Genomic DNA, 21,561 nt, shown 5'->3' with positions numbered 1-21,561 from the left:
CTCCCCACCCCCGCGCCGTCGCGGGATGCCTCGACCCTAGCCCTCGGCGCGTCGGAACCGATAGGGCGGGCTCGCGATCGCGATCGCGGCGACCCCGGCGGTCACTCCGACGCGCGTCGGGCCTGCTCGACGTTGGACTGGTGCGGACCGGCGAGCCACTCCTGCTCGAGGCGCGCGTCGACGGGTTCCTCGCCGCGTCGCAGCGCGTCGATGTAGGCGCGATCGGCGGCGAGGCGGGCCGCCACCTCTGGGCCCTCCGCGACGGCGCCGTGCCCGGGGATCAGGACCTCGACGTTCGCGGCGGCCGCCCCGAGCTTGTCGAGGGCGTCCGCGTAGGCGTCGACCTGCCCGTCGCGGCGGAAGTCGAGGAGCGGGATGAGCACGTCGGAGAGCATGTCGCCGGCGATCAGGACGCCGCGGTCCGCAATGAGGATCGCGGCGTGGCCGACGGCGTGCGCCTCGTGCTCGATGAGCTCGCCCGGCACCGGTCCACCGTCGGCGGGTAGCGGCGCGAGGAGCCCGATCAGCTCGAGCGGGACGCCCTCGGCGCTCTCGGCCGCCATCGCCTGCGCACGGTCCCGCACAGCGTCGACCGCCCGTGCGGACGGGGCGGTGGCATATCGCGGGACGTCGCCGAAGCGGGCGTGCCAGAGCAGGTGGTCCCAGTGCAGGTGCGTCGAGAATCCGGCGATCACCGGGAGGCCGAGACGTTCGATCTCATCAGCCAGTGCGTTCAGGTCGGCACCGTCGATGCCGGGATCGACCAGGATCAACCCGTCGTCGACGCGGACCACCGTGGAGTTGCTCCACACCCACTCGCTCTGGCGCACCCAGACGCCGTCGGCCACCTGCTTCATCATCGCTCCACCCTGATCGGCGTCCGCCCGCTGCGAGTCGGACGGTGGTCGACGTCATCGCCGGCAGCGACTAGTCGTCGACGAGCTCCTGACCCGAGAGGTGGCACCCCTCGTTGCAGGAGTACCAGACCTGCGGCGTGCGTCGACCGAGTCGGGTGTCCAAGGCGTCCACGTCCTCGTGGCGCTCGACCGGGAGGTCGTGTTCGGGGCATGCGAGCATCTGCCAAGGGTACGCATCCGGCCGCTCCGGCGCTACGGTCCCGCGGACCCCCGTCCGCGGGCTATTCGGTCGCGAAGTCGAGCTTGGAATCGGCGACGGCGATGACCGACCAGGTGCCGCCCGCGGCATCCGTGAACTCGTAGGCGGGCACCAGGAGCACGCTGCCGTCGGGCTGCCAGTGGGTCGCGAGACCGAGGCGGGCCTCGACGATCTCGACGTCGTTGACCGGCCACGCGAGCGCGATGCCCTCCGACGGGACTGCGGGCGGCTCCGTCGGCGGCACCCACTCGGTGGGTGCGTCGGGCTCGATCGCCTCCATCGTGTCGGCCGCCCTGGCCTCCATCGCGAACGGGAAGGCCATCACCTCGGGTCCGAAGCGCGGGTCGGAGAGGCGCTCGAACGCCTCCTGCTCGCTCACGATCGGGTACTCGCCGAGCTGCACAGGCTCAGCGAGCGCGCCCGAGGCGTTGACGATGCCGTCCTCCGCGAGTTCGAGGTACCAGCCCTGGTCGGTGCGCTGGCCGTCGACGAGCAGCCACGCCTGCGCGGTGCGCGTGGGCGAGCCCTCGTAGACCTGCGAGGCGAACTCGAAGTCGCCGGGATCCCGTCCGACCGACGAGATGAGGGAGCGCAGCCTGTCGATCGTCGCGGCCTCGCTCGGGGGCGTGCCGGTCGGCTCGCAGACCGTCGCGTCGGGCGCGCACTGCCACGGGTTGAGCTGGGGATCCCAGTACGAGAAGGAGAGCGTGCCGTCGAGGCCCACCCAGAGGGATGCCGACGTGCCGTCCTGCGGGCCGACGACCCAGCCGCCGTCCTTCAGCTCGGGCGTGCCCGAGAGGCCGAGCGCCGCGGCGAGCGCGCCGACGGTCTCGGCGTTCGAGGCCGCGCGCGCGTCGTAGGCGAAGGCGATCGCGGTGCCTTCGTCGGTCGACAGGCCCGACGCGCTGAAGTCGTTCCGGCCGTAGCCGGAGGGCATGAAGCGATCGGTCGCGCCCGAACCCGGCGCCGTCTTGGCGCTCTCGGGCGCACCGGCGGCCGCGTCGGGCTGCGGCACGGCCTGCTCGGTCGCCGCATCGACGCCCGACTGCAGCGAGATGGGCGGCGCGGCACCGCCGGCGACGGTGCTGGTCCCGGTGGTCGTCGCGCCGACGGCGTAGCCGGCTCCGCCGACGATCAGCACGGATGCCGCGACGGCCGCGGCCGTCAGCCAGCGGTTGCGGCGGCGGGCCCGCTCGGCGGCGAGGTCGGCGACGGTCGCTGTCTCGGACGGAGTGGCCTCGTGCGCCGGCTCGCCCTCGCCCGCGGCATCCGCTGCGGCTCGTGCGACGACCCCGTCGGCGAAGCCGGAGCTCGGCGCGATGTTCGCAGCGGGGTCGGCGGACCGCAGCCGCTCGACGGGGTCGAGCTCGTCGTCGTGCCGGTCGTTCATGTCGATCACCCTCCGTGACATCCGTTCACTGATGGATGTGTGCCGAGCACCCCGGACCTTGCATCAAGTCCCGTGCGCACCGCCGGCCGGCCCTGCACGGCAGGGCGCCGGGCGCCGCTCCGTGCAGGCGTCAGGCGGACGACGCCCGCGGGGCTGAGATCATCGAGACGGCACGCCGAGTGACACGGACCGGCTCGGCGAACTCGAGCCGCACGAGCGGAATCACGGGCGGGTCCTCACCCGTCACCTCGGCCATCAGGCGCTCGAGCCGCGGCCAGAGCATCGGATGCTGCGCCGCATAGCGGGCGAGCTTCACCCTGCTCTCGGCGGCGTCGAGCACGGTCGCCCGGGCCGACACCCGGATACGCCAACCGACGCTCACGCCGCAGCGCGGTTCGGCCTGGACGTTCTGCAGCCATTGCGCGTGCGGCCCGAATCCCGATGGAACGACGATGCTCGTCGGGCTCTCGTGCTCGGCGACCTCGAGCACGGTGTATCGGCGCTTGCCCGACACACGACCACGATGCTCGAGCATCATGAGGCGGCCGCCGAACACGAAGCCGAACCCCGCCCGGAACAGCGGGATGGGGGCGCGCACGATCCAGCGCGTCGTGACCATCCACGCGGTGATCCCCCGGCGCTCCACCATGCCTCCATTGTGAGGCCGGGAGCTGCGCTGCGACCTCCCCGTCAGAACGAGAGGCGCTCGCCCCAGGCGTCGCGGAGGCGCTTGCGAGCGCGCGAGAGCGCGGCGTCCGCCCCCGATCGCGAGATGCCGAGCACTGCGGCGAGCTCCTCACCGTCGAGGCCCTCCCACGCATGCAGGAGGAGGATCTGCCGGTCACGCTCGCCGACGCTGGCCAGCGCCCCGCGGAGCTCCGCGTCGAAGAGCATGCTCAGCTCGGGATCGTCGGCGACGCGTGCCGACCCGCTTTCGGGTACCTCGTCGACGGGCAGGTCGACGATCTTGCGCCGATGGTTGGCGAGCGTGAAGCCCGCCGTGCGATACAGCCACGGCAGCACGGCCTCGCGGGGCACGTCGTCTCGTCGGCGCCATGCGGTGGCGAACACGTCGGCGGCGAGGTCCTCGGCATCCTGTCGCGGTCCGCGACGGGCGAAGTACCGCACGAGGGCCGTCGAGTGCTCGCGCACGACGCCGGTGAACCACTCGAGGTCGTCGGCGCGGTCGGATGTCGCATCGGCACCGTCGGCCATCGGCACCCCCTCGGTCGTGTCGGCGGCTACGGCGGTGCTGACGATCCTCACATCATGCCTGTGTCGCGCCTGGCCCGAGTCTTGCACGAGGACGAGGAGAATGCTGCCGACGAACCGCATGCGAACGGACGCGAAGACCCCAGACAGCCTGAAAGGCCCTGGCGTCTGTCGACTCGTCGGGGCCTTTCTATGCCGGAGCGTCCTCCGGTGGTGCACATGATCATACGCCGGCCGGCGCAGGACGCAAGAGGTTCGTGACATTCGCTCACATTCGGGATCCGCTGACGCCGGGATCGCGGTCGACGGGTCGATCAGCGACCGGGCTCGCGAGATGCTCGAGCAGAAGGCGATGATGCCGGGCGGCGGCGGTGTCGAGGTGCACGAGCGGTTCGCGGGGTTCGCGCGGAGGACGGGCACCCGGGACTGATCCCCGCGGTCGATCGCATGCCGCCCGAGACATACGGCGTGGCATACGGTTGCCGGATGCTCCGACGACTCGTGTCCCGCGTCTACTGGGCCTGCAGTCGTTGGCGCCTCGTCAGCGAGCCGGCGCCCGATCGCCCCACCGTGCTCGTCGGGGCGCCGCACACCTCCAACTGGGACTTCGTGCTCATGCTCGGCATCGCCTGGCGGCTCGGCATCGACGTGCGCTGGCTCGGCAAGAAGAGCCTGTTCGCCGGATGGCGCGGGCCGATCATGCGGGCGCTCGGCGGCATCCCGGTCGATCGCTCCGACCCGGGCCGCGTCGTCGGCGAGGTCGTCGATCGGGTGCACTCGGGCGAGGTGTTCGGCCTCGTCGTGACGCCCGACGGCACGCGCGGCGCGAACGAGTACTGGAAGTCGGGCTTCTACCGCATCGCCAGGGAGACGGGCATGCCCGTCACGCTGGGCTATGTCGACCGCACGACGATGACGACGGGCCTCGGCCCGACGATCGAGCTCACCGGCGAAGTTCCCGCCGACATGGATCGGATCCGCGTCTTCTACGCCGACAAGGCCGGCCTGCGCCCGCACCTGCGCACCGAGCCTCGCCTGCGGTCGGAGGATGTGGCGGACGGTTCCACGATCGACTGATATCGCCCCGGCCCGACGCGTGCCGCACCCGGGCCACTGCCGTAGGCTCCGACACAGCGCACCGCGCTGCCTGCTGACCTCCGGACCGAGGACGTGATGACATGGCCATCAAGGTGATCGTGGAACTGCGGGCCCTGCCCGGACGGCGGCAAGACGTCACACGAGTGATGGACGACCTGGTCGCCGCCCAGGGACCGGCACAACGCGGCTTCCTCGGCAGCACCCGATACGAGGCGATCGACGACCCCGACGTGTTGGTCGAACTCGCCGATTGGGAGTCGGCCGAGGCTCGGATCGAACACATGCAGGAGGCTGCGGCCACCGGCGCCTACGCACCGTTGATGGAGGTCCTCGCCGCACCCATCAGGGTGACGGTCGTCCGCCCGCTGTGACGTCCGTCGACCTCCATCAGCGCACATCCGCGGGACGAGGCTCGCCGAACCAGTGCGTGAGGGCATCGGTGAGCGGCTCCTCCGTCCCGTCCTCGACCCAGGCGACGTGGCCGTCGGGCCGCACGAGCACGGCGGTCGGCGGCGCGACCTGCCCGAGCACCGGCAGCTCCCACGCGCCGGTGAATCGCGCGTCCACCACTCGCACCCGGCCCGCCCACGGTGAGGCTTCGAACCGCCGCTGGTCGGCGAAGTCGAGCAGCAGGGGCCTGGCATCGTGCAGGAGTTCGGAGACCCGCGTCGGGGTGCGCGCGATCTCGAGGTCGAGGTCCGGCATCCGTCGGCCGAGCAGCGGATGCCCCGCGCCGAGGTCGTAGGCGACGTCGAGGCCGTGGATGCGGGCGGCGAGCTGCCTGCGCGCGGCATCCGTCATCAGGAGGTCGTCGAGGATCTCGTTCAGGGCAGCGGTGCGCGGGTCCGCCCGCTGGAGGACCGTCTGCGCCATCGAGAGCTCGAGCGCCCGCGCGTCGGCGGGATGCCGCTCGGCGGTGTAGGTGTCGAGCAGCGACTGCGGTGAGATCCCCTTCACGACCTGCGCGAGCTTCCAGCCCAGGTTGACGGCGTCCTGGATGCCGAGGCCGATGCCCTGGCCGCCGGCGGGAGAGTGGATGTGCGCGGCGTCCCCGATCAGCAGGACGCGCCCGTTCCGATACGTCGCAGCCTGGCGCGTGGCATCCGTGAATCGCGAGATCCAGGTCGGATCGTGCACGCCGAAGTCGGTGCCGTAGACCGCCGTGAGGGCGTTGCTGAGATCGGCGAGGGTCGGATCCGCGGCCGTGACGAGCCGGCGTTCGGTCGTCACGACGCGATAGGTGGGCCCGCCCGGCATCGGCAGGAGGCCGTGGGTGCCCGACTCGTCCTGGCGCATGCCCGACGGCGGTTCCTCCGTCACCTCGACCTCGGCGATGAGGTTGCTGCGGGTGGCCTCCCAGCCGGGGAACTCGATGCCCGCCGCCTTGCGGATCACGCTGCGGCCGCCGTCGGCGCCGACGAGGTAGCTCGCGCGCCGTGTCTCGCCATCGGAGAACTCGACCTCGACGCCGTCCTCGTCCTGCACGAAGCCGGTCACCTCTCGTCCGTGCTCCACACGAACCCCGAGCTCCTCGATCCAGCCGGCGAGGATCGGCTCGATCTGGTTCTGCCACAGCGCGAGGCCGTACGGATGCCGCGTCGGGAGGTCGCCGATGTCGAGCACGGAGGTCCCGAACCTCGCCGTCTGCGCGGTCTGCCCCGCCGCCAGGAACCGATCGGCGATCCCGCGCTGGTCGAGGATCTCGATCGTGCGCGAGTGGAATCCGCCTGCGCGCGACCCGACGAGTTCGGAGGTCGTCCGACGCTCGACGACGGCGACATCGACACCCGCGAGCGCCAGCTCGCCGGCCAGCATCATCCCGGCCGGCCCGGCCCCGACCACGATCACGTCAGTCATGGGCTTCATCTTGAACCAGGTTCGGGCGACCGGCCAGAAGAGGATCCTCACGAGGATGCCCAGCACGGCTTCGATCATTCGTCGTGGACGTTCGCATTGCGAGCGGCGCGATCGTTGATGGTGCGTCCGACCCACGCCACGGATCCCAAGACAGCTCCACCGAGAAGGAGTATCGGTCCGATCAGGAGTGACCAGAGATTCCACGTCCCATGCAGGATGACCTCGATCACACCTGCGACGGAGAACGCGAGTCCCACCAACGCAGCGAATGCGCCTTCGAGCGCCGTGGCGAGGTCTTCGTCGAACAGGAACGAGCGAATCGTCGTCCACCGGCCCGGCTCCACGCCGAAGAACGACCGCCAAGCTGAGGGCACACGGCCCCGGTGACGAGGAATCGGTCGTCGCGAACCCTCAGCCAATCGGCGAGCCTGATCGTCGCGAAGCACTCGGACGCGATGCCCGCCGACCCCGAGAACCCGAGGCGGACGAGGAAACCATCGACTAGACGTTGAACCGGAACTCGACCACGTCGCCGTCCTGCATGACGTAGTCCTTGCCCTCCATGCGGGCCTTGCCCTTGGCGCGGGCCTCGACGACCGAGCCCGTCTCGACGAGGTCGCCGAACGAGATGACCTCGGCCTTGATGAAGCCCTTCTCGAAGTCGGTGTGGATCACGCCGGCCGCCTGCGGGGCCTTCCAGCCCTTGCGGATCGTCCAGGCGCGCGACTCCTTGGGGCCGGCGGTGAGGTAGGTCTGCAGGCCGAGCGTGTCGAAGCCGACGCGGGCGAGCTGGTCGAGGCCCGACTCGTCCTGCCCCGTCGACGCGAGCAGCTCCGCGGCATCCGCGGGGTCGAGGTCGATGAGCTCGGACTCGATCTTCGCATCGAGGAACACGGCCTCGGCGGGCGCGACGAGCGCCGCGAGCTCGGCCTTCTTCGCGGCATCCGTCAGCACTGCCTCGTCGACGTTGAAGACGTAGATGAAGGGCTTCGCGGTGAGCAGCCCGAGCTCGGCGATGGGCGCGATGTCGACCTTCGAGGCCGAGAGGGGCGTGCCCTTCTGCAGTTCCTCCTGCGCCTCCTTTGCGGCCGCGAGCACCGAGGGGTCGAGCTTCCTGCCCTTGACCTCCTTCTCGTAGCGCGTGATGGCGCGCTCGAGCGTCTCGAGGTCGGCGAGGATCAGTTCGGCGTTGATCGTCTCCATGTCGTTCTTCGGGTCGACGACGCCCTCGACATGCACGACGTCGGAGTCCTCGAATCCGCGCACGACCTGCGCGATCGCGTCGGCCTCGCGGATGTTCGCGAGGAACTTGTTGCCGAGGCCCTCGCCCTCGCTCGCGCCCCGCACGATGCCGGCGATGTCGACGAACGACACCGTCGCGGGCAGGATGCGCTCGGAGCCGAATATGCCGGCGAGCGTCTCGAGCCGCGGGTCGGGCAGGTTCACCACGCCGATGTTCGGCTCGATCGTCGCGAACGGGTAGTTCGCAGCGAGCACCTGGTTCTTGGTGAGGGCGTTGAAGAGGGTCGACTTGCCGACGTTCGGGAGTCCGACGATTCCGATGGTGAGTGCCACGGGCGTCCATCGTACCGGGCGGCGGGCGGGGCGACGCTGTGCAACGGATGTCGGGACCGCCCCATAGGGTGCGAGCGTGAACGTTCCGGCCTTCAACGTCCTCGAGCACGGCTCCGGGCTGCCCCTGCTCGCCCTGCACGGCTTCCCCGTCGACCATCGGCTGATGAGCGGATGCCTCGAGCCGCTCTTCGAGCCGGGTGAGCCGATCCGGCGCCTCTACCCCGACCTGCCCGGCCTCGGCGCATCCTCGGGCGACGGCGTCTCGAGCACGCGCGACGTGCTCGACCGCGTGGACGCGTTCATCGACGAGGCGATCGGCGACGAGCCGTTCCTCCTCGTGGGCGAGTCGTACGGCGGCTACCTGTCGCGAGCGCTGGTGCAGCGGCGGCGCGCGCAGGTGCTCGGGCTCGCGCTCATCTGCCCGATGGTCGTCGCCGAGGCGTCCGCCCGCCGTGTTCCACCGCGCACGGTGCGCCGTCCCGATCCCGAGCTGATCGCGCGCCTCGAACCCGTGGAAGCCGCCGAGTTCACGGACGTCGCAGTGGTCGAGTCGGCCGAGACCCTCGAACGCTTCCGCGCCGAGGTCGCACCCGGCCTGGCCGCGGGCGACCCCGCCCCCGTCGCTCGCATCCGCGCCGACTACGGGCTCGAGGAGCCGATCGAGCGCGGGGAGCCGTTCACGGCGCCCACCCTGATCCTCGCCGGCCGCCAGGACTGGATCGTGGGGTACCGCGACCAATGGCGTCTCGTGGAGCGCTACCCCGCCGCGACCTTCGCCGTGCTCGACGTCGCCGGCCACAACCTGCAGTTCGAGCGGCCCGACCTATTCGGGGCGCTTCTTCGTGATTGGCTCGATCGGGTCGCCGGAGAGCCCCGAAGCTGACCCCTCGAGCCCGACCGTCCCACGCGACCTGCGCTGGTGCAGCGTGAGGTAGACGCCCGCGATCACGATCGCGCCGCCGATGACGGCGGGCAGTTCGAGCGTCGCGCCGAACGCCAGGGCGATGACCACCGTGAACACGGGCAGCAGGTTGAGGAAGATGCCCGCCCGCGACGGTCCGACCTTCGAGGCCCCGATGTTCCAGAGCGCGTACCCGGCCATCGACGGGAAGACCACGATATAGGCCAGCCCGAGCGCACCGCCGGGCGACGACGGCAGCGAGACGCCGGTGAACGCGATGAGCGGCAGCATCGTGACGACGGCGAACACCGCCTGCACCGAGGTCGCCGTGATGGGCGGCGTCACGAGGCGCCGCGAGATGAGCGAGTAGACCGTCCACGCGAGCACCGAGCCGATGACCAGCAGGTCGCCGACGCCGAAGCCCTGCTCGACGAGCTGCACGAGGTCGCCGCCCGTGAGCACGACGGTCACGCCCACGAACGCGACGACGATGCCGAGCGCCTGCACCCGGTTCAGCCGCTCGTGCAGGAAGATCGCCGCGGCGAGCGCGATCGTGGCCGGGTTGATGGCGCTGATGACGGCGGCGTTCACCGCGCCTGTCAGTCCGAGCGCGGCGTACAGGAGCAGGGTGTACCCAGTGAGACCGAGCACCGACTGCAGCAGGTGCAGCTTCCACTCGCGCCACGCCTCGCGCCAGTTCGGCCGCTCGATGAGCCACGCCAGGCCGAGCAGCGGCAGCACCGCGAACGCCCAGCGGAAGAACGTCAGCGAGATCGGCGAGATCTCCCGCGTGACCATCTCGCCGAACACGTAGTTGCCGGCCCAGAAGAGGTTCGCGAGCGCCAGGAAGAGGTACATCCGGCCGCGTTCCACCCGAACAGCGTACGTCCTCGAAACGGGTCGTCCTGACGCCGATCGGCCGGTCGGATGCCGCGGCCGGATGCGGCGGCGCGCCGGGCGGCGTCAGGGCGACCCCTCCGCGGCATCCGGGATGCCACTGAACGTGCCCGTCGACGCTGGTGGGCGGGCTCGCCGCGGTCGTATGCTGCGCCTGAGGGCGAAGTCGAGCACCACTCATGTTCATGGGCGGCGCGACGAGTCGAGGGGGAATCGGCCATGTACGCCACGTGCAGGCGGGTCGACGGATGCCGCGGGCGGAGGCCCGGGCGATGATGCCGCCGCCGGCGATGCTCGGTGCGCGCGGCGCGGTGCGCGTGGTCGCCCCGGCGGAGGCCCTCGACTGGACGCCGCCATCGTCGGGACGCGTGCTCGCGCGCGCCGACCTCGTCGGAACGGGTGGTGGGCCGCCGGTCGTCGTCATCTCGCTCGCCGAGGACGTCGACCCGCGTCGCGTCATCGTGTTCGTGCAGGTCGAGGCCCTGCTCTGCTCGTTCCGCCCGACGGGCGACGATCCCGACGCACTCGAGGTCGTGCTGCCGTTCGCCATCGGGCCGCGCCGCGGAGTCGTCGTGGTCGTGGAGTGCGAGACCGAGGCGGAGGCTGAGGAGCTCGCCCGCGTCTACGCCGCGCGGCTGGAGACCGCGGCGCCCGAGGCGCCGCGGAGCGCGGAGCCGCCCGCGGAAGCCGCCGAGCCCGGCGCCGAGGAACCGCCGATCACTCGATCCGCACCACCGCCGCCGCCGCCCCCGTCGTTCCCGCTGCCCGCGCCCGGCCTGCCCCCCGACTTCGGCCCCGAGGATTCGACGGGCGTCGGCGGTGCCGGCGACGAGTCCGCCGAGCGACGCGCGCTCGCGCACGTGCACGCCGAGATGCCCCGCCGCGTCGTGGTCGACGAGGTCACCGAGGTGCGATTCCGCCTGAGCCGGCGGCGGCTCGAGGCATCCGCGGGCACGACGCACGCCGAGCAGGGGATCATGATCGATCCGCGACGGGACGTCACGGTGACGATCGCGCTGCGGGGGTTCAGGCTCGTGGAGGGCGAACGCGAGAGCATCGTCGAACGCCTGCCGGAATCCGAGGCGGACGTTGCCGAGCGCGTGTTCCGCGTCGTCGGGCCGATCCCGGGCAACGGCGAGGTGTCACTCGTCGTGCGCCAGGACGCCGACCTGCCGCTCGCCACGCTGCGCCTCACCGCGGAGATCGTCGCCGCGGGCGCGCGCGCCGCCGCCGAGCCGACCCGGGTGACCGCCGACGTCGTCGAGCCCGACCCCGAGCTCGTGGCGCTGCCGAGCATCCGCATCGACGAGTCGATCGTGGGCACCGACTCGCGACTGCGCATCCGCGTGACCGTCGGTCCCGGCGCCGCCGAGTGCGAGACCCCCATCGCCGACAAGGCCGCGTTCATCTCGCGCACGTACGAGAAGGTCGCCGGCATCCGCGCCGAGCTCGCGGAGATCACCGATCGCGACAAGCGCGCTCGCCGCGGCCGCGACCGTCTGCGGCGGCTCGGCATGGGGCTCGCCCAGGCGCTGTTCTCACCGAAGGTGCTCGCGTTCCTCTGGACGGCCCAGGACGACCTCGACGGCCTCATCGTGCAGACCGCGGGCGAGCTCGACATCCCGTGGGAGGTCGTGCACCTCGTGCCGCCGCCGGGCGTCGCCGATGACCGGAAGCCGCGCTTCCTCAGCGGCTACGGCCTCACCCGGTGGGTGTACGACACGGCGCACCCGACCGAGCTGACCGTCACGGCCGCGGGCGTGCGCTTCGTGTGCCCCGACTACGCCGATCGGCATCTTCGCCTCGCGCACACCGCCGAGGAGCGGAAGTTCCTCGAGGGCCAGTTCGCCGCGACGACCATCGACCCCGACGACGCCGACGGCATCACCGGGCTCATGCGGCAGGGATTCGACCTGCTGCACTTCGCCGGGCACGGACGCTGGAGCGCTGCGCCGCCGCAGGTGCAGGAGCTGCTGCTGGCGGCGTTCAGCGAGACGGAGGACCTGCCGCTCGCGCGCTACTCCGACGGCGAGCTGCGGCGCGACCTGCCCGACCGGGGACGCATCGACGACGCCGACACCGGGCCGTTCGTGTTCCTCAACGCATGCGACATCGGCCGCCTGCCGGCCGGCCCCGCGGCACTCGGCGGATTCCCCGAGGCGTTCCTTCGCGGCGGCGCCGCCGCGTTCGTCGGATGCTCGTGGGCCGTCGGCGACGAGCCCGCCTCGACGTTCGTGGAGGCGTTCTACCTCGCGCTCGCCGACGACCGGCTCACGATGGCCGAGGCGACGCGCAAGGCCCGCCGCGCCGCGAACGAGGTGGCCGACCTCTCCGAGCTCGCCTACGCCGTGTACGCGCACCCGCGCGCACGCATCCTCCTCGACCAGCCCGACCAGCCCGCACCGGCCGACGAGCCCGCACCGGCCGACCAGCCCATCCCGGAAGGACCGCAGCCATGAACGCCGTACGCCCGCCGAGCCCGTCCGCTCCTCCGTCGCCGCCGACCGCTGCGGCCCCGGCCGCCCCGCGTGGCGGCCCCGACCTCTCGGCGGCGGAGCTCGCCGACCTGCGGCCGCACGTGATCACGCTCGAGGACGGGAAGCTCGCCACGGGCGCGCCCTCCGAGCCGCGCGACGTGGGCGCCTACCGCACGACCACGGGTGACGTCGACGCCCTCTTCGAGACGCACCTGCCCGCCTTCATCGCCGCGCACGCGCCCGGTCCCGTGCCGGTCGTGCTCTACGCCCACGGTGGACTCGTCGACAAGGCCTCGGGCTTCGGCATCGCGCAGCAGCAGGTGGCGTGGTGGAAGGAGAACGGCGTCTACCCGATCCACTTCGTGTGGGAGACGGGCCTCGGCACGGCGCTGTGGGACGCACTGCGGCGCTGGGCGTCGGGCGGCCGCCGCGGCTGGGTCGACGAGGCGAAGGACACGTTCCTCGAGGTCGCCGCGCGGCTGCTCGGCGGCGGCGGGATCTGGAACGACATGAAGATCGACGCGGCCGCGGCATCCGTGAAGGGCGGCGGCGGCCACTACTTCGTGCGCGCCCTCGCGAGGTTCATGGCCGAGCACCCCAACGAGATCGAGGTGCACGCGGTCGGCCACAGCGCGGGCTCGATCTTCCACTCGCACCTGCTCGACGCGGCGCTCGAGGCGGATGTCCCCGAGATCTCGTCGCTCAGCCTGCTCGCGCCGGCCGTGCGCGTCGACACCTTCTCGAAGCTCGTGATGCCGCACGCGCGCAGCGGCAAGATCGCCCGCGTCGCGATCTTCACGATGGACGACGAGGCCGAGCGCGCCGACACCTGCCTGCGCATCTACAACAAGTCGCTGCTCTACCTCGTGTCGGCGTCGTTCGAGCCGCAGAAGGCGACCCCGATCCTGGGCATGGCGAAGTTCCTCACCCGCGACGCCGAGCTCGCCGACTTCTTCACGGGCGCGTCGGCCGACGGCGACCTCGTGCTCGCCCCCAACGCCGTCGGCGTGCGCACGGCGAGCGCCGCGACCTCGCACGGCGACTTCGACGACGACGCCCCGACCATGGAGAGCGTGGCCCGACGCGTCGCGGGCGTCGGCGCCGTCTCGGCCTTCCCGAAGGGACGCTCGCGCGAGATCGCACCCTGGCCCGAGTACGAGGACGTGCCCGGGGCCGTCGCCGGGACCCGCTCGGCCGACGGCGCCGGGGGCACGGATGCCGCGCCGGGCACCGGAGCCCGCCGGGCGCTCTGCATCGGCGTCGACGCGTACCCCGACGAGGGCGACCGCCTGCGCGGCTGCGTCGCCGACGCGCGTGCCTGGGCCGAGGCCCTGCGCGCGGCGCAGTTCGAGGTCACCGAGCTGACGGATGCCGCGGCTACCCGCGACGCGATCCTCCGCGGCATCCTCGAGCTCGTGAGCCAGGCCGCGCCGGGCGACGTGCTCGCGGTGCAGTACTCGGGACACGGCACCTTCGTGCCCGACCTCGACGCCGACGAGGAGGACGGCGACGTCGCGAAGGACGAGGCGCTCTGCCCCGTCGACTTCCGCAAGCAGGGCCGGCTCATCATCGACGACGACCTCGCCCGCATCTGGGACGTGATCCCCGAGGGCGTGGCGCTCACCGCGTTCTTCGACAGCTGCCACTCGGGCTCGGCGAACCGGGCGCCGCGCGTGGACCTCACGCCCGTCGGCGACTCGCTGCCGCGCGCCGTCGTGCTCACGCGCGAGGACGAGCAGGCGTACCGCGCCGACCGCGGCGTCGCTCCGGTGTCCGATGACGACGACGCGGTGCGGGATGCCGCGATCGCGAGCGTGCTCGCCTCCGAGGTGGTCGCGCCGGCCGCGCCCAGGGCCGCCGGTGTGCGGCGCGAGGTGCTGTTCAGCGCCTGCAAGGCCACCGAGGTGGCGTGGGAGTCCGGGGGGCACGGCGACTTCACGCGCACGGCGCTCCCGCTGCTGACGACCGGCGTCGGCTCGGTCTCGAACCGGGACTTCGTGCGGCAGGTCGTCGAGCAGTTCGGCGCGAACCGCCGGCAGACGCCCGAGTTCCATGGCGAGGAGGTGCTCGGCGGGCGGATCCTGCTCGGCACCGCGAGCGCGTCGGCGGTCGCCGCCGACGGCGTCGCCACGGTCGGGACCGGCACGGTCACGCCGGTCGGCCCCGGACCGCGCACCGACGACGGCGCGGCATCCGATCGCCAGCGCGACGCCGTGGTCGCGATCCTGCGCGCGACGGCCGACCTGCTGGAGGGCTGAGCGGGCCGCGGGCGGAGCCGGCTACCGGAGGCGCGCGCGGAAGCACCGCGTGACGTAGGGCACCGCGAGCTCCTCCGCGCCGGCGACGTCGGGATGCGTGTCGAGCAGCGTCTCGAGCGTCGCGATGGTCGACGCCTGCTCCTCGGGCGACGCCGTGATGAAGTAGCTGCGCGAGCGCACGAGGTCGAGGAAGCGCGACCGCGACATCCGCTCGTGCCATTCGACCGTGTGCTCCTCGATCGGACCGAACGGCGACCCGATGCGCACGTAGCTCTCGAACGTGGCGCTCGCGTCGTGCCGCTCGTGCATGATCTCGCCGGCCTCGCGCAGCCAGTCCGCGCTCGTGTCGCGGCTGTTCCAGACCAGGCCGAGCACGCCGCCGGGACGCAGCACGCGGGCGATCTCGGGCACCGCGCGCTCGGGCACGAACCAGTGCCACGCCTGGCCGGCCACGACGGCGTCGACCGAGTCGTCCTCGATGGGGATGTCCTCGGCCGTGCCGAGGATGCGCGGCACGCCGGGCACCGCGACCTCGAGCTCCTCGAGCATCTCCTCGACCGGGTCGACGGCGATCACGTCGCGATCGAGCTCGATGAGCGCCTCGGTGAGCTTGCCGGTGCCGGCCCCGAGGTCGAGCACGCGCTGCGCGTCGCCGATGAGCCAGGCGATCGCGTCGACCGGGTAGCCCGGGCGCGACGCGTGGTACACGGATGCCGCGGCGCCGAACGAGCGCGCCGACCGCACGGTCGCGGGGTCGGTCGGGTCGGCGACGAGGCCGTCGCGCCGGCCGGTGCCCGTGGTCTCGGGGGAATCGCTCACGGCTCGCTCACCCCGTGATGGTCATGCGCTCGATGGCCGCGCCGCCCGGCGCGAGCCGGAAGGTGAACGTCGAGGGCCCGTTGAACCCGTCGCCGCCGACGTCGGCCGCGACGATCACCACGTCGCCCGCCGTGCGCACGTCGGTGACGTCGAAGGTCTGGTTCACGCCGATCGACTCGCGGCGGCTCCAGCCGGCGATCTCGTCGCGGCCGCGGAACTCGCGGCCCCAGTCGTCGATGACGCCGTCCTCGGCGAAGGCGCCGACGAACCGGTCGAGGTCGCCGACGTTGGTCGCGTCGAACGCCTCCGCAACCGGTGCGGGCAGCTCGGTCATCGGGTCTCCTCACCTCGCGGCGCTGGTCGGGTCGGTGCGCCCGCAGCCATTCCACGCCCTGCCCGCGGCATCCGTCAACCCGTCGGATGCCGCGCCGCCGCGGCATCCGGACCCCGATCGCCGACGCGCCATGCGACGCGCCCGGCCGTGTCGGAACCGCGTGCGACGATGCACGCGTGCCAGTGGACTTCACCGCGATCGACTTCGAAACCGCCAATCCGTCGAGCGCGTCGGCCTGCTCGGTCGGCCTCGTGAAGGTGCGCGACGGCAGGGTCGTCGACCGGGTGCACTGGTACATCCGGCCGCCGTTCCCGCACGACGAGTTCTCGGAGTGGAACGTGCGCATCCACGGCATCACGCGCGACATGGTCGACGACGCGCCCGGCTGGCCCGTGCACCTGCCCGCGCTGCGGGAGTTCGCCGGGGGCGACGTGCTCGTCGCCCACAACGCCGGGTTCGACATGGGCGTCATCGCCAAGACGTCGACCGCGTTCGGGCTCGCGATCCCCGACTTCCGCTACCTCTGCAGCCTGCAGGTGGCGCGCCGCACGTACCACCTCGAGTCGTACCGGCTGCCGTCGGCGGCGATGGCCGCGGGGTTCGAGGACTTCTCGCACCACGACGCGCTCGCCGACGCCGAGGCGTGCGCGGCGATCATCGTGCACGCCGCGAAGCGCCACGAGGCCGACGACGTCGAGCGCCTGGCGCACGTCACGCGCGTGCCGCTGGGCGCGATCGGGCCGGTCGCGACCCAGGCGCAGCAGTCGGCGCACGGGCCGATGGCGCTGCAGTAGCGCGCCTGCGCCCCGCCCGGCCGCGGGCCGCCGCGCGACGAGTGGCTCTGCGCCAGTTCCACGCCCGCTGCGCCAGTACACGTGGCGCGCAGGCCGGCAACGTGGCGCAGCGGCCGCCGGGCGCCGCCGCGGCCCCGATCCACGCCCAGCCGGGCCGCCTCGCGAGCGATGTCGGATGCCGCTGCCACACTGACGGCATGGACCTCCTCGCACTCGTCATCGGCCTCGTGATCGGCGCCGTCGTCGGCGGCCTGATCGTCGCCGTCCGGTCGGCTCGTCGCCCGGCCGGCGACCCCGTCGGCGACGACCCGGCGCTCATCGAGGCGCGTCACCAGGCGCAGCTGGCCGAGGTGCGGGCGGCCGAGGCATCCGCGATGTCCGAGCTTCGCGCACAGGAGCAGGAGGTACGCGCGCGCCTCCAGGCCGACCTGGCGTCGGCCATGTCGACCGTCGAGGGCCTCGAGCAGCAGGTCGAAGAGCACCGAGCCCGCTACCGCGACCTCGTCGACCAGCAGCGCAGCGACCAGGCCGAGCGCGAGGCGCGGGCGAAGCGCGAGAGCGTCGTCCTCGAGGCGCTGAGCCCCGTGCGCGAGACGCTGCAGACCATGCACGTGAAGGTCACCGAACTCGAGCGGCAGCGCAGCGAGCAGTACGGGTCGATCGCGCAGCAGCTGAAGCAGGCCCAGGCCTCCGACGCCGAGCTCCGTGCCACGACGGAGTCGCTCGCCTCCGCGCTGCGATCGAACAGCACGCGCGGCGTGTGGGGCGAGACCCAGCTGCGCCGCGTGGTCGAGGCGGCCGGGCTCACCCAGTACGTCGACTTCTTCACGCAGCAGAGCATCGTGACCGACGCCGGATCGGGCCGCCCCGACATGGTCGTGCGGCTCCCGGGCAGCAAGTCGATCCCGCTCGACGCCAAGGTGCCGCTCGAGCACTACCTCGAGGCGAGCCAGATCCCCTTCACGGCCACCGGCGACGAGGGCGCGCGGCGCAAGGAGCTCATCACCCGGCACGTGCGGGCGGTGCGCGGCCACATCGATGCGCTCGCCAAGAAGACCTACTGGGAGGGCCTCGACGCGAGCCCCGAGTTCGTGATCGCCTTCATCCCGAGCGAATCGCTGCTGTCGTCCGCGCTCGAGGCCGACCCCTCGTTGCTCGACTACGCGTTCGGCAAGCGCGTGGCGCTCGCCTCCCCCGTGAACCTCTGGGCCGTGCTCAAGACCGTGGCGTTCACCTGGCAGCAGCAGGCCGTATCCGACGAGGCGAAGAAGCTCTTCGATCTCGGCAACACCCTCTACCAGCGCATCGGCACGCTCGCCGGCCATGCCGAGGGCCTCCGCAAGGCGATCGAGCGCACGGTCGACAGCTACAACAAGTTCGCCAACTCGCTCGAGTCGCGCGTGCTCGTGACGGCTCGCCAATTCCCCGGCATCGACGAGACCAAGGTGTCGCTCCTCGCGGCGCCCGCTGCAGTGCACGAACAGCCCCGCCGGCTCACCGCGCCCGAGGTCACCGAGGCGATCGTCGCCGACGAGTTCGACGCACGCTCGGACGAGGGCCGGTCGCTCCTCGAGCTCGACCCCGAGATCCGGCGCCAGCTCGAGGTCGGCGACGGAGCGACCGACTAGCCGTCGGCGCCGCGCCGCGCCGACGGCTCAGCTCCGACGAGCCGCTTCCATCCGACGGCGCCGCGGCGATCCCCGAAGCGTCAGTCCTCGATGACGCTGATGACGTTCCCGGCCGGGTCGCGGAACCACGCGATGTTCGGGCCCGGGTTGTCCTCCGAGCTGCGGGAGATCCCGCGCTCGTCGGTCCCGAAGTCCAGGTCACCCGAGTAGATCTTCGTCACGACCCCGGCCGCGTTCAGCTCGTCGACCGCGCGGTCGATGTCCTCGACCACGAGGTTCAGGATCGTGAACGTCGCCGGTTCGTGGTTGTCCTTCTGGTAGATGAACACCACCTGGCCCGACGGCAGGGTCACGTTCAACGAGCCCATCGGCGCGTCCTCGACCGACAACCCGAGCTTCGTCCCGTAGAACTCTCGCGCGGCGCCGAGGTCGTCGACGCTGAAACCCGGGAATGCATCCTTCATCGTGACCACGTGGGGCCTCCTCCGTCTCGTTCACCTGCTCGGCACGGGCCACGCTTCCACACGACCACGTCGGCGTCGAGGGGTTGCCGGGTCGAGGGGTTGCCACGAGGAGCGGCGGACCGCAGCTCGCCGCGGTCGACCGCCGCGCCCCGCCGCCTGCCCTCGGCCCTACCCCGGCTCGAGGTCGGGGTCGGCACGCCGGTCGGCCTCGTGCCGATGGTGCGGCTCGTCGACTGGCGCGGCGAAGCCGGCGGCCGCCTCGGCGCCGGTCACGGCGGTTTCATCGGGGTGCCCGTCGAGCGGATGCGCGAGCTCGTCCTGCCCGAGCCGCGCGGCGGCGAGCGTGATCACCGCGAGCAGCGGCGGCACCAGGCCCGCGATGAGGAAGGCGGGCGCCAGTCCGAGCCACTCGCCGAGCGGACCGGCCACCGCCATCGAGATCGGCATGAGCGCGAGCGACACGAAGAAGTCGAGGCTCGACACGCGGCCGAGCATCGCCGGCGGCACGCGCCGCTGCAGGAGCGTGCCCCACACCACCGAGGCGCCGTCGAAGAGGAAGCCGACGATGAACGTCGCGACCACCATGACCCACAGCCACGGGGTCACGCCGATGAGCGCCAGCGGGATGCATCCGAAGCCCCACGCGATGATCATGAGGGTCAGGTAGCGCCGCGGCAGCGGGAACGACGCGACGAGCAGCGATCCGACGGCGCCGCCGATGCCGAACGAGGCGAGCACCAGGGCGAACTCGCCGGCGCCGCCGCCCGCCTGGTCGCGGACGGCGAACGGGATGAGCACCTCGATGGGCCCGATCACCACGAGCACGAGCAGGATGGAGAACGCGAGCGTCGCGAAGAGCCACCGCGTGCGCAGCAGGTACCCGAAGCCGTCGCGGAAGTCGGTGAACATCTGCCGCAGCGGATGCGCATCGACGTCGTCGAGCTCGCGGCGCACGGCAGTGGTGCGCATGATGGCGAGCCCCACGATCGCGACGAGCTGCAGCACCGCGACCGTCAGGAACGCCAGCCACGGCGCCTGCACCGCGATGAGCGCGCTCGCGACCGCCGGACCCGCGGCGTTCTGCGCCACCGGGCGCAGCACGCCCTCGACCCCGTTCGCGGCGAGCAGCTGGTCGGCGGGCAGTAGAGCCGGCAACCATGCGGAGTACGCGGGGTAGAAGAAGCCGTCGGCGACGCCGAGCACGAACGACAGCACCGCCAGCTGCCACACCTCGATGACGCCCGACACGGCGAGGACTCCGGCCACGGTGAAGACGACCGCGCGCGCGACCTCGACGACGAGCAGGATGCGCCGCTGCGGAACGCGGTCGGCCACGACCCCGCCGACCAGCACGGCGAGCACCAGCCCGAGGCTCGCCCCGACCGCGACGATCGAGAGGTCGACGGGCGAGCCGCCGAGCTCGATGACCTGCCACGCGGCCGCCACGATCCACGCCCCGGCCGAGAGCAGCGACGCGGCGAGCGCGACGACGAGCAGCCGATACTGGCCCGAGGCGAACGGGCGCAGGGCGCGCGGCAGCTTCGTCGCGTCGGTCATTCGGCCATTCTGTCGGGTCCCGCCCACATCCGCCCGCGGAATCGGGTCAGCGGTCGGCTTCGTCGAGCCACTTCTCCACGAGGTGGTCGGCCACGACGCGGCGGATGGTGCCCGACTTGCCGCGCAGCACGATCGACTCGGTGCGGATGATCGGGCCCTTCTTGCGGACGCCGTCGACGAGCTCGCCGTCGGTCACGCCGGTGGCCACGAAGAACGTGTTGTCGCTGCGCACGAGGTCGTCGAGCTCGTAGACCTGGTCGCAGTCCAGGCCCGCCGCCTCGCCGCGGGCGCGCTCGGCGTCGTCCTTCGGCGCGAGCCGGCCCTGCATGAACCCGCCGAGCGCCTTGATCGCGCAGGCGGTGGTGATGCCCTCGGGGCTGCCGCCGATGCCGACGCACATGTCGATGCGGGACTCGTAGCGGGCCGCGTTGATGCCGCCGGCCACGTCGCCGTCGCTGATGAGGCGCGTGCCGGCGCCGGCCGCGCGGATGTCGGCGATGAGCTGCTCGTGCCGCGGGCGGTTGAGGACCGCGACCCGGAGCTCGCCGACCTCCTTGCCCTTGGCGGCCGCGAGCGCGCGGAGGTTCTCGCCGATCGGCTTGCGGATGTCGACGACGCCGATGCCCGCGGCATCCGTGACGATCTTGTCCATGTAGAAGACGGATGACGCGTCGAGCATCGTGCCGCGGTCGGCGACTGCGATGACCGACAGCGCGTTCTGGCGGCCGGCGGCGGTGAGCGAGGTGCCGTCGATCGGGTCGACCGCGATGTCGCAGGCGGGGCCGCGGCCGTTGCCGACGCGCTCGCCGTTGAAGAGCATGGGCGCCTCGTCCTTCTCGCCCTCGCCGATGACCACGACGCCGTCGAAGTTGACCGTGCCGAGGAACGCCCGCATGGCGTCGACCGCCGCGCCGTCGGCCGCGAGCTTGTCGCCGCGCCCGATCCACGGGTACGAGCGGATGGCGGCGGCCTCGGTGGCCCGCACCAGCTCGAGCGCGATGTTGCGGTCGGGATGCAAGTAGAGGCTGCTTTCGGTGTCGGTGCTCACGATCGGGGGTCCTTCCCGGGGTGGTCGGTCGGAGGTCGCGGCCGGAGTGGCATCCGCGAACCGGTGCCGAGCCTGCTTCGAGCTTAACGATCGCACCCGTCGGAAAGCGCATTCCGTGCCATGGATGACGTGAAAA

Annotated in this window: 21 protein-coding genes; 7 read left to right on the top strand and 14 right to left on the bottom strand. The window is 72.2% G+C overall.

The features are described 5' to 3' along the window. Positions 1–101: 101 nt before the first annotated feature. The 5 genes from FYC51_RS14055 to FYC51_RS14040 all read right to left on the bottom strand — a co-directional run bounded on the left by FYC51_RS14055 (position 102) and on the right by FYC51_RS14040 (position 3,721). Positions 102–860, bottom strand: a complete 759-nt coding sequence (locus tag FYC51_RS14055) for an MBL fold metallo-hydrolase (RefSeq protein WP_148734435.1) — start codon at positions 858–860, stop codon at positions 102–104. Between the two features lie 67 nt (positions 861–927). Beyond that, positions 928–1,077: a hypothetical protein gene (locus tag FYC51_RS19320; RefSeq protein ID WP_187432672.1), complete on the bottom strand. Its 150-nt coding sequence runs from the start codon at positions 1,075–1,077 to the stop codon at positions 928–930. Between the two features lie 61 nt (positions 1,078–1,138). Continuing rightward, the gene (locus FYC51_RS14050; protein ID WP_148734434.1) at positions 1,139–2,506 is read right to left on the bottom strand and encodes a hypothetical protein; all 1,368 of its coding nucleotides are present in this window, start codon (positions 2,504–2,506) and stop codon (positions 1,139–1,141) included. Between the two features lie 130 nt (positions 2,507–2,636). Next, positions 2,637–3,155 carry a nitroreductase family deazaflavin-dependent oxidoreductase gene (locus tag FYC51_RS14045; RefSeq protein ID WP_148734433.1) on the bottom strand — a complete coding sequence of 173 codons (519 nt, stop codon included), beginning with the start codon at positions 3,153–3,155 and terminating at the stop codon, positions 2,637–2,639. A 41-nt stretch (positions 3,156–3,196) separates the two neighbouring features. After that, entirely contained in the window at positions 3,197–3,721 is a 525-nt protein-coding gene (locus FYC51_RS14040; protein WP_148734432.1) for an RNA polymerase sigma factor, read from the bottom strand. Positions 3,722–4,204: 483 nt separating this feature from the next. Between FYC51_RS14040 and FYC51_RS14035 the strand changes: the two genes are divergently transcribed. Beyond that, on the top strand, positions 4,205–4,795 hold the full coding sequence (locus tag FYC51_RS14035; protein ID WP_148734431.1) for a 1-acyl-sn-glycerol-3-phosphate acyltransferase: 591 nt from the start codon (positions 4,205–4,207) through the stop codon (positions 4,793–4,795). A 101-nt stretch (positions 4,796–4,896) separates the two neighbouring features. Next, a complete protein-coding gene (locus FYC51_RS14030) occupies positions 4,897–5,187 on the top strand; it encodes a putative quinol monooxygenase (protein ID WP_148734430.1) in 291 nt (96 codons plus the stop codon). A gap of 16 nt (positions 5,188–5,203) precedes the next feature. On the opposite strand, the gene FYC51_RS14025 is transcribed toward FYC51_RS14030, so the two are convergent. The 3 genes from FYC51_RS14025 to ychF form a co-directional block, all read right to left on the bottom strand. Beyond that, the gene (locus FYC51_RS14025) at positions 5,204–6,739 is read right to left on the bottom strand and encodes an FAD-dependent monooxygenase (protein ID WP_238476392.1); all 1,536 of its coding nucleotides are present in this window, start codon (positions 6,737–6,739) and stop codon (positions 5,204–5,206) included. Positions 6,740–6,747: 8 nt separating this feature from the next. Next, positions 6,748–7,047, bottom strand: a complete 300-nt coding sequence (locus FYC51_RS14020) for a hypothetical protein (RefSeq protein WP_148734429.1) — start codon at positions 7,045–7,047, stop codon at positions 6,748–6,750. Between the two features lie 127 nt (positions 7,048–7,174). Next, positions 7,175–8,248, bottom strand: a complete 1,074-nt coding sequence (ychF, locus tag FYC51_RS14015; protein WP_148734428.1) for a redox-regulated ATPase YchF — start codon at positions 8,246–8,248, stop codon at positions 7,175–7,177. Positions 8,249–8,324: 76 nt separating this feature from the next. Between ychF and FYC51_RS14010 the strand changes: the two genes are divergently transcribed. Then, positions 8,325–9,131 carry an alpha/beta fold hydrolase gene (locus FYC51_RS14010; RefSeq protein WP_238476391.1) on the top strand — a complete coding sequence of 269 codons (807 nt, stop codon included), beginning with the start codon at positions 8,325–8,327 and terminating at the stop codon, positions 9,129–9,131. Here the strand turns inward: FYC51_RS14010 and FYC51_RS14005 are convergent. After that, entirely contained in the window at positions 9,072–10,022 is a 951-nt protein-coding gene (locus FYC51_RS14005; protein WP_148734427.1) for a DMT family transporter, read from the bottom strand. The genes FYC51_RS14010 and FYC51_RS14005 overlap by 60 nt on opposite strands. A gap of 272 nt (positions 10,023–10,294) precedes the next feature. Between FYC51_RS14005 and FYC51_RS14000 the strand changes: the two genes are divergently transcribed. Further along, positions 10,295–12,505, top strand: coding sequence for a DUF7363 domain-containing protein (locus FYC51_RS14000; protein WP_148734426.1), 2,211 nt, complete (start codon positions 10,295–10,297; stop codon positions 12,503–12,505). Beyond that, positions 12,502–14,781 (top strand): caspase family protein, encoded by a 2,280-nt coding sequence (locus tag FYC51_RS13995; RefSeq protein WP_148734425.1) that lies wholly within the window; start codon positions 12,502–12,504, stop codon positions 14,779–14,781. Before FYC51_RS14000 ends, FYC51_RS13995 begins: the two co-directional genes overlap by 4 nt. Before the next feature lie 21 nt (positions 14,782–14,802). On the opposite strand, the gene FYC51_RS13990 is transcribed toward FYC51_RS13995, so the two are convergent. Further along, positions 14,803–15,600, bottom strand: a complete 798-nt coding sequence (locus FYC51_RS13990) for a class I SAM-dependent methyltransferase (RefSeq protein WP_222863287.1) — start codon at positions 15,598–15,600, stop codon at positions 14,803–14,805. Positions 15,601–15,607: 7 nt separating this feature from the next. Further along, positions 15,608–15,934, bottom strand: coding sequence for a nuclear transport factor 2 family protein (locus tag FYC51_RS13985; RefSeq protein ID WP_148734424.1), 327 nt, complete (start codon positions 15,932–15,934; stop codon positions 15,608–15,610). Between the two features lie 176 nt (positions 15,935–16,110). Here FYC51_RS13985 and FYC51_RS13980 point away from each other — a divergent pair, with 176 nt between their 5' ends. Then, complete coding sequence (locus FYC51_RS13980; RefSeq protein ID WP_148734423.1) at positions 16,111–16,728, top strand: 3'-5' exonuclease; 618 nt, start codon at positions 16,111–16,113, stop codon at positions 16,726–16,728. Between the two features lie 197 nt (positions 16,729–16,925). Then, positions 16,926–18,356 (top strand): DNA recombination protein RmuC, encoded by a 1,431-nt coding sequence (locus tag FYC51_RS13975; RefSeq protein WP_148734422.1) that lies wholly within the window; start codon positions 16,926–16,928, stop codon positions 18,354–18,356. A gap of 80 nt (positions 18,357–18,436) precedes the next feature. On the opposite strand, the gene FYC51_RS13970 is transcribed toward FYC51_RS13975, so the two are convergent. The 3 genes from FYC51_RS13970 to glpX all read right to left on the bottom strand — a co-directional run bounded on the left by FYC51_RS13970 (position 18,437) and on the right by glpX (position 21,428). Then, positions 18,437–18,820 (bottom strand): VOC family protein, encoded by a 384-nt coding sequence (locus FYC51_RS13970; protein ID WP_148735327.1) that lies wholly within the window; start codon positions 18,818–18,820, stop codon positions 18,437–18,439. Positions 18,821–18,988: 168 nt separating this feature from the next. Beyond that, positions 18,989–20,377, bottom strand: a complete 1,389-nt coding sequence (locus FYC51_RS13965) for an MFS transporter (protein ID WP_148734421.1) — start codon at positions 20,375–20,377, stop codon at positions 18,989–18,991. A gap of 46 nt (positions 20,378–20,423) precedes the next feature. Beyond that, positions 20,424–21,428: a class II fructose-bisphosphatase gene (gene glpX, locus FYC51_RS13960; RefSeq protein WP_187432735.1), complete on the bottom strand. Its 1,005-nt coding sequence runs from the start codon at positions 21,426–21,428 to the stop codon at positions 20,424–20,426. Between the last annotated feature and the right edge of the window lie 133 nt (positions 21,429–21,561).

The organism is Agromyces mariniharenae, assembly GCF_008122505.1.
In the GTDB taxonomy this organism is placed as follows: Bacteria; Actinomycetota; Actinomycetes; order Actinomycetales; family Microbacteriaceae; genus Agromyces; species Agromyces mariniharenae.
The sequence above is the reverse complement of the archived record's forward strand: the minus strand, read 5'-3'. Positions and strand labels throughout refer to the sequence as shown.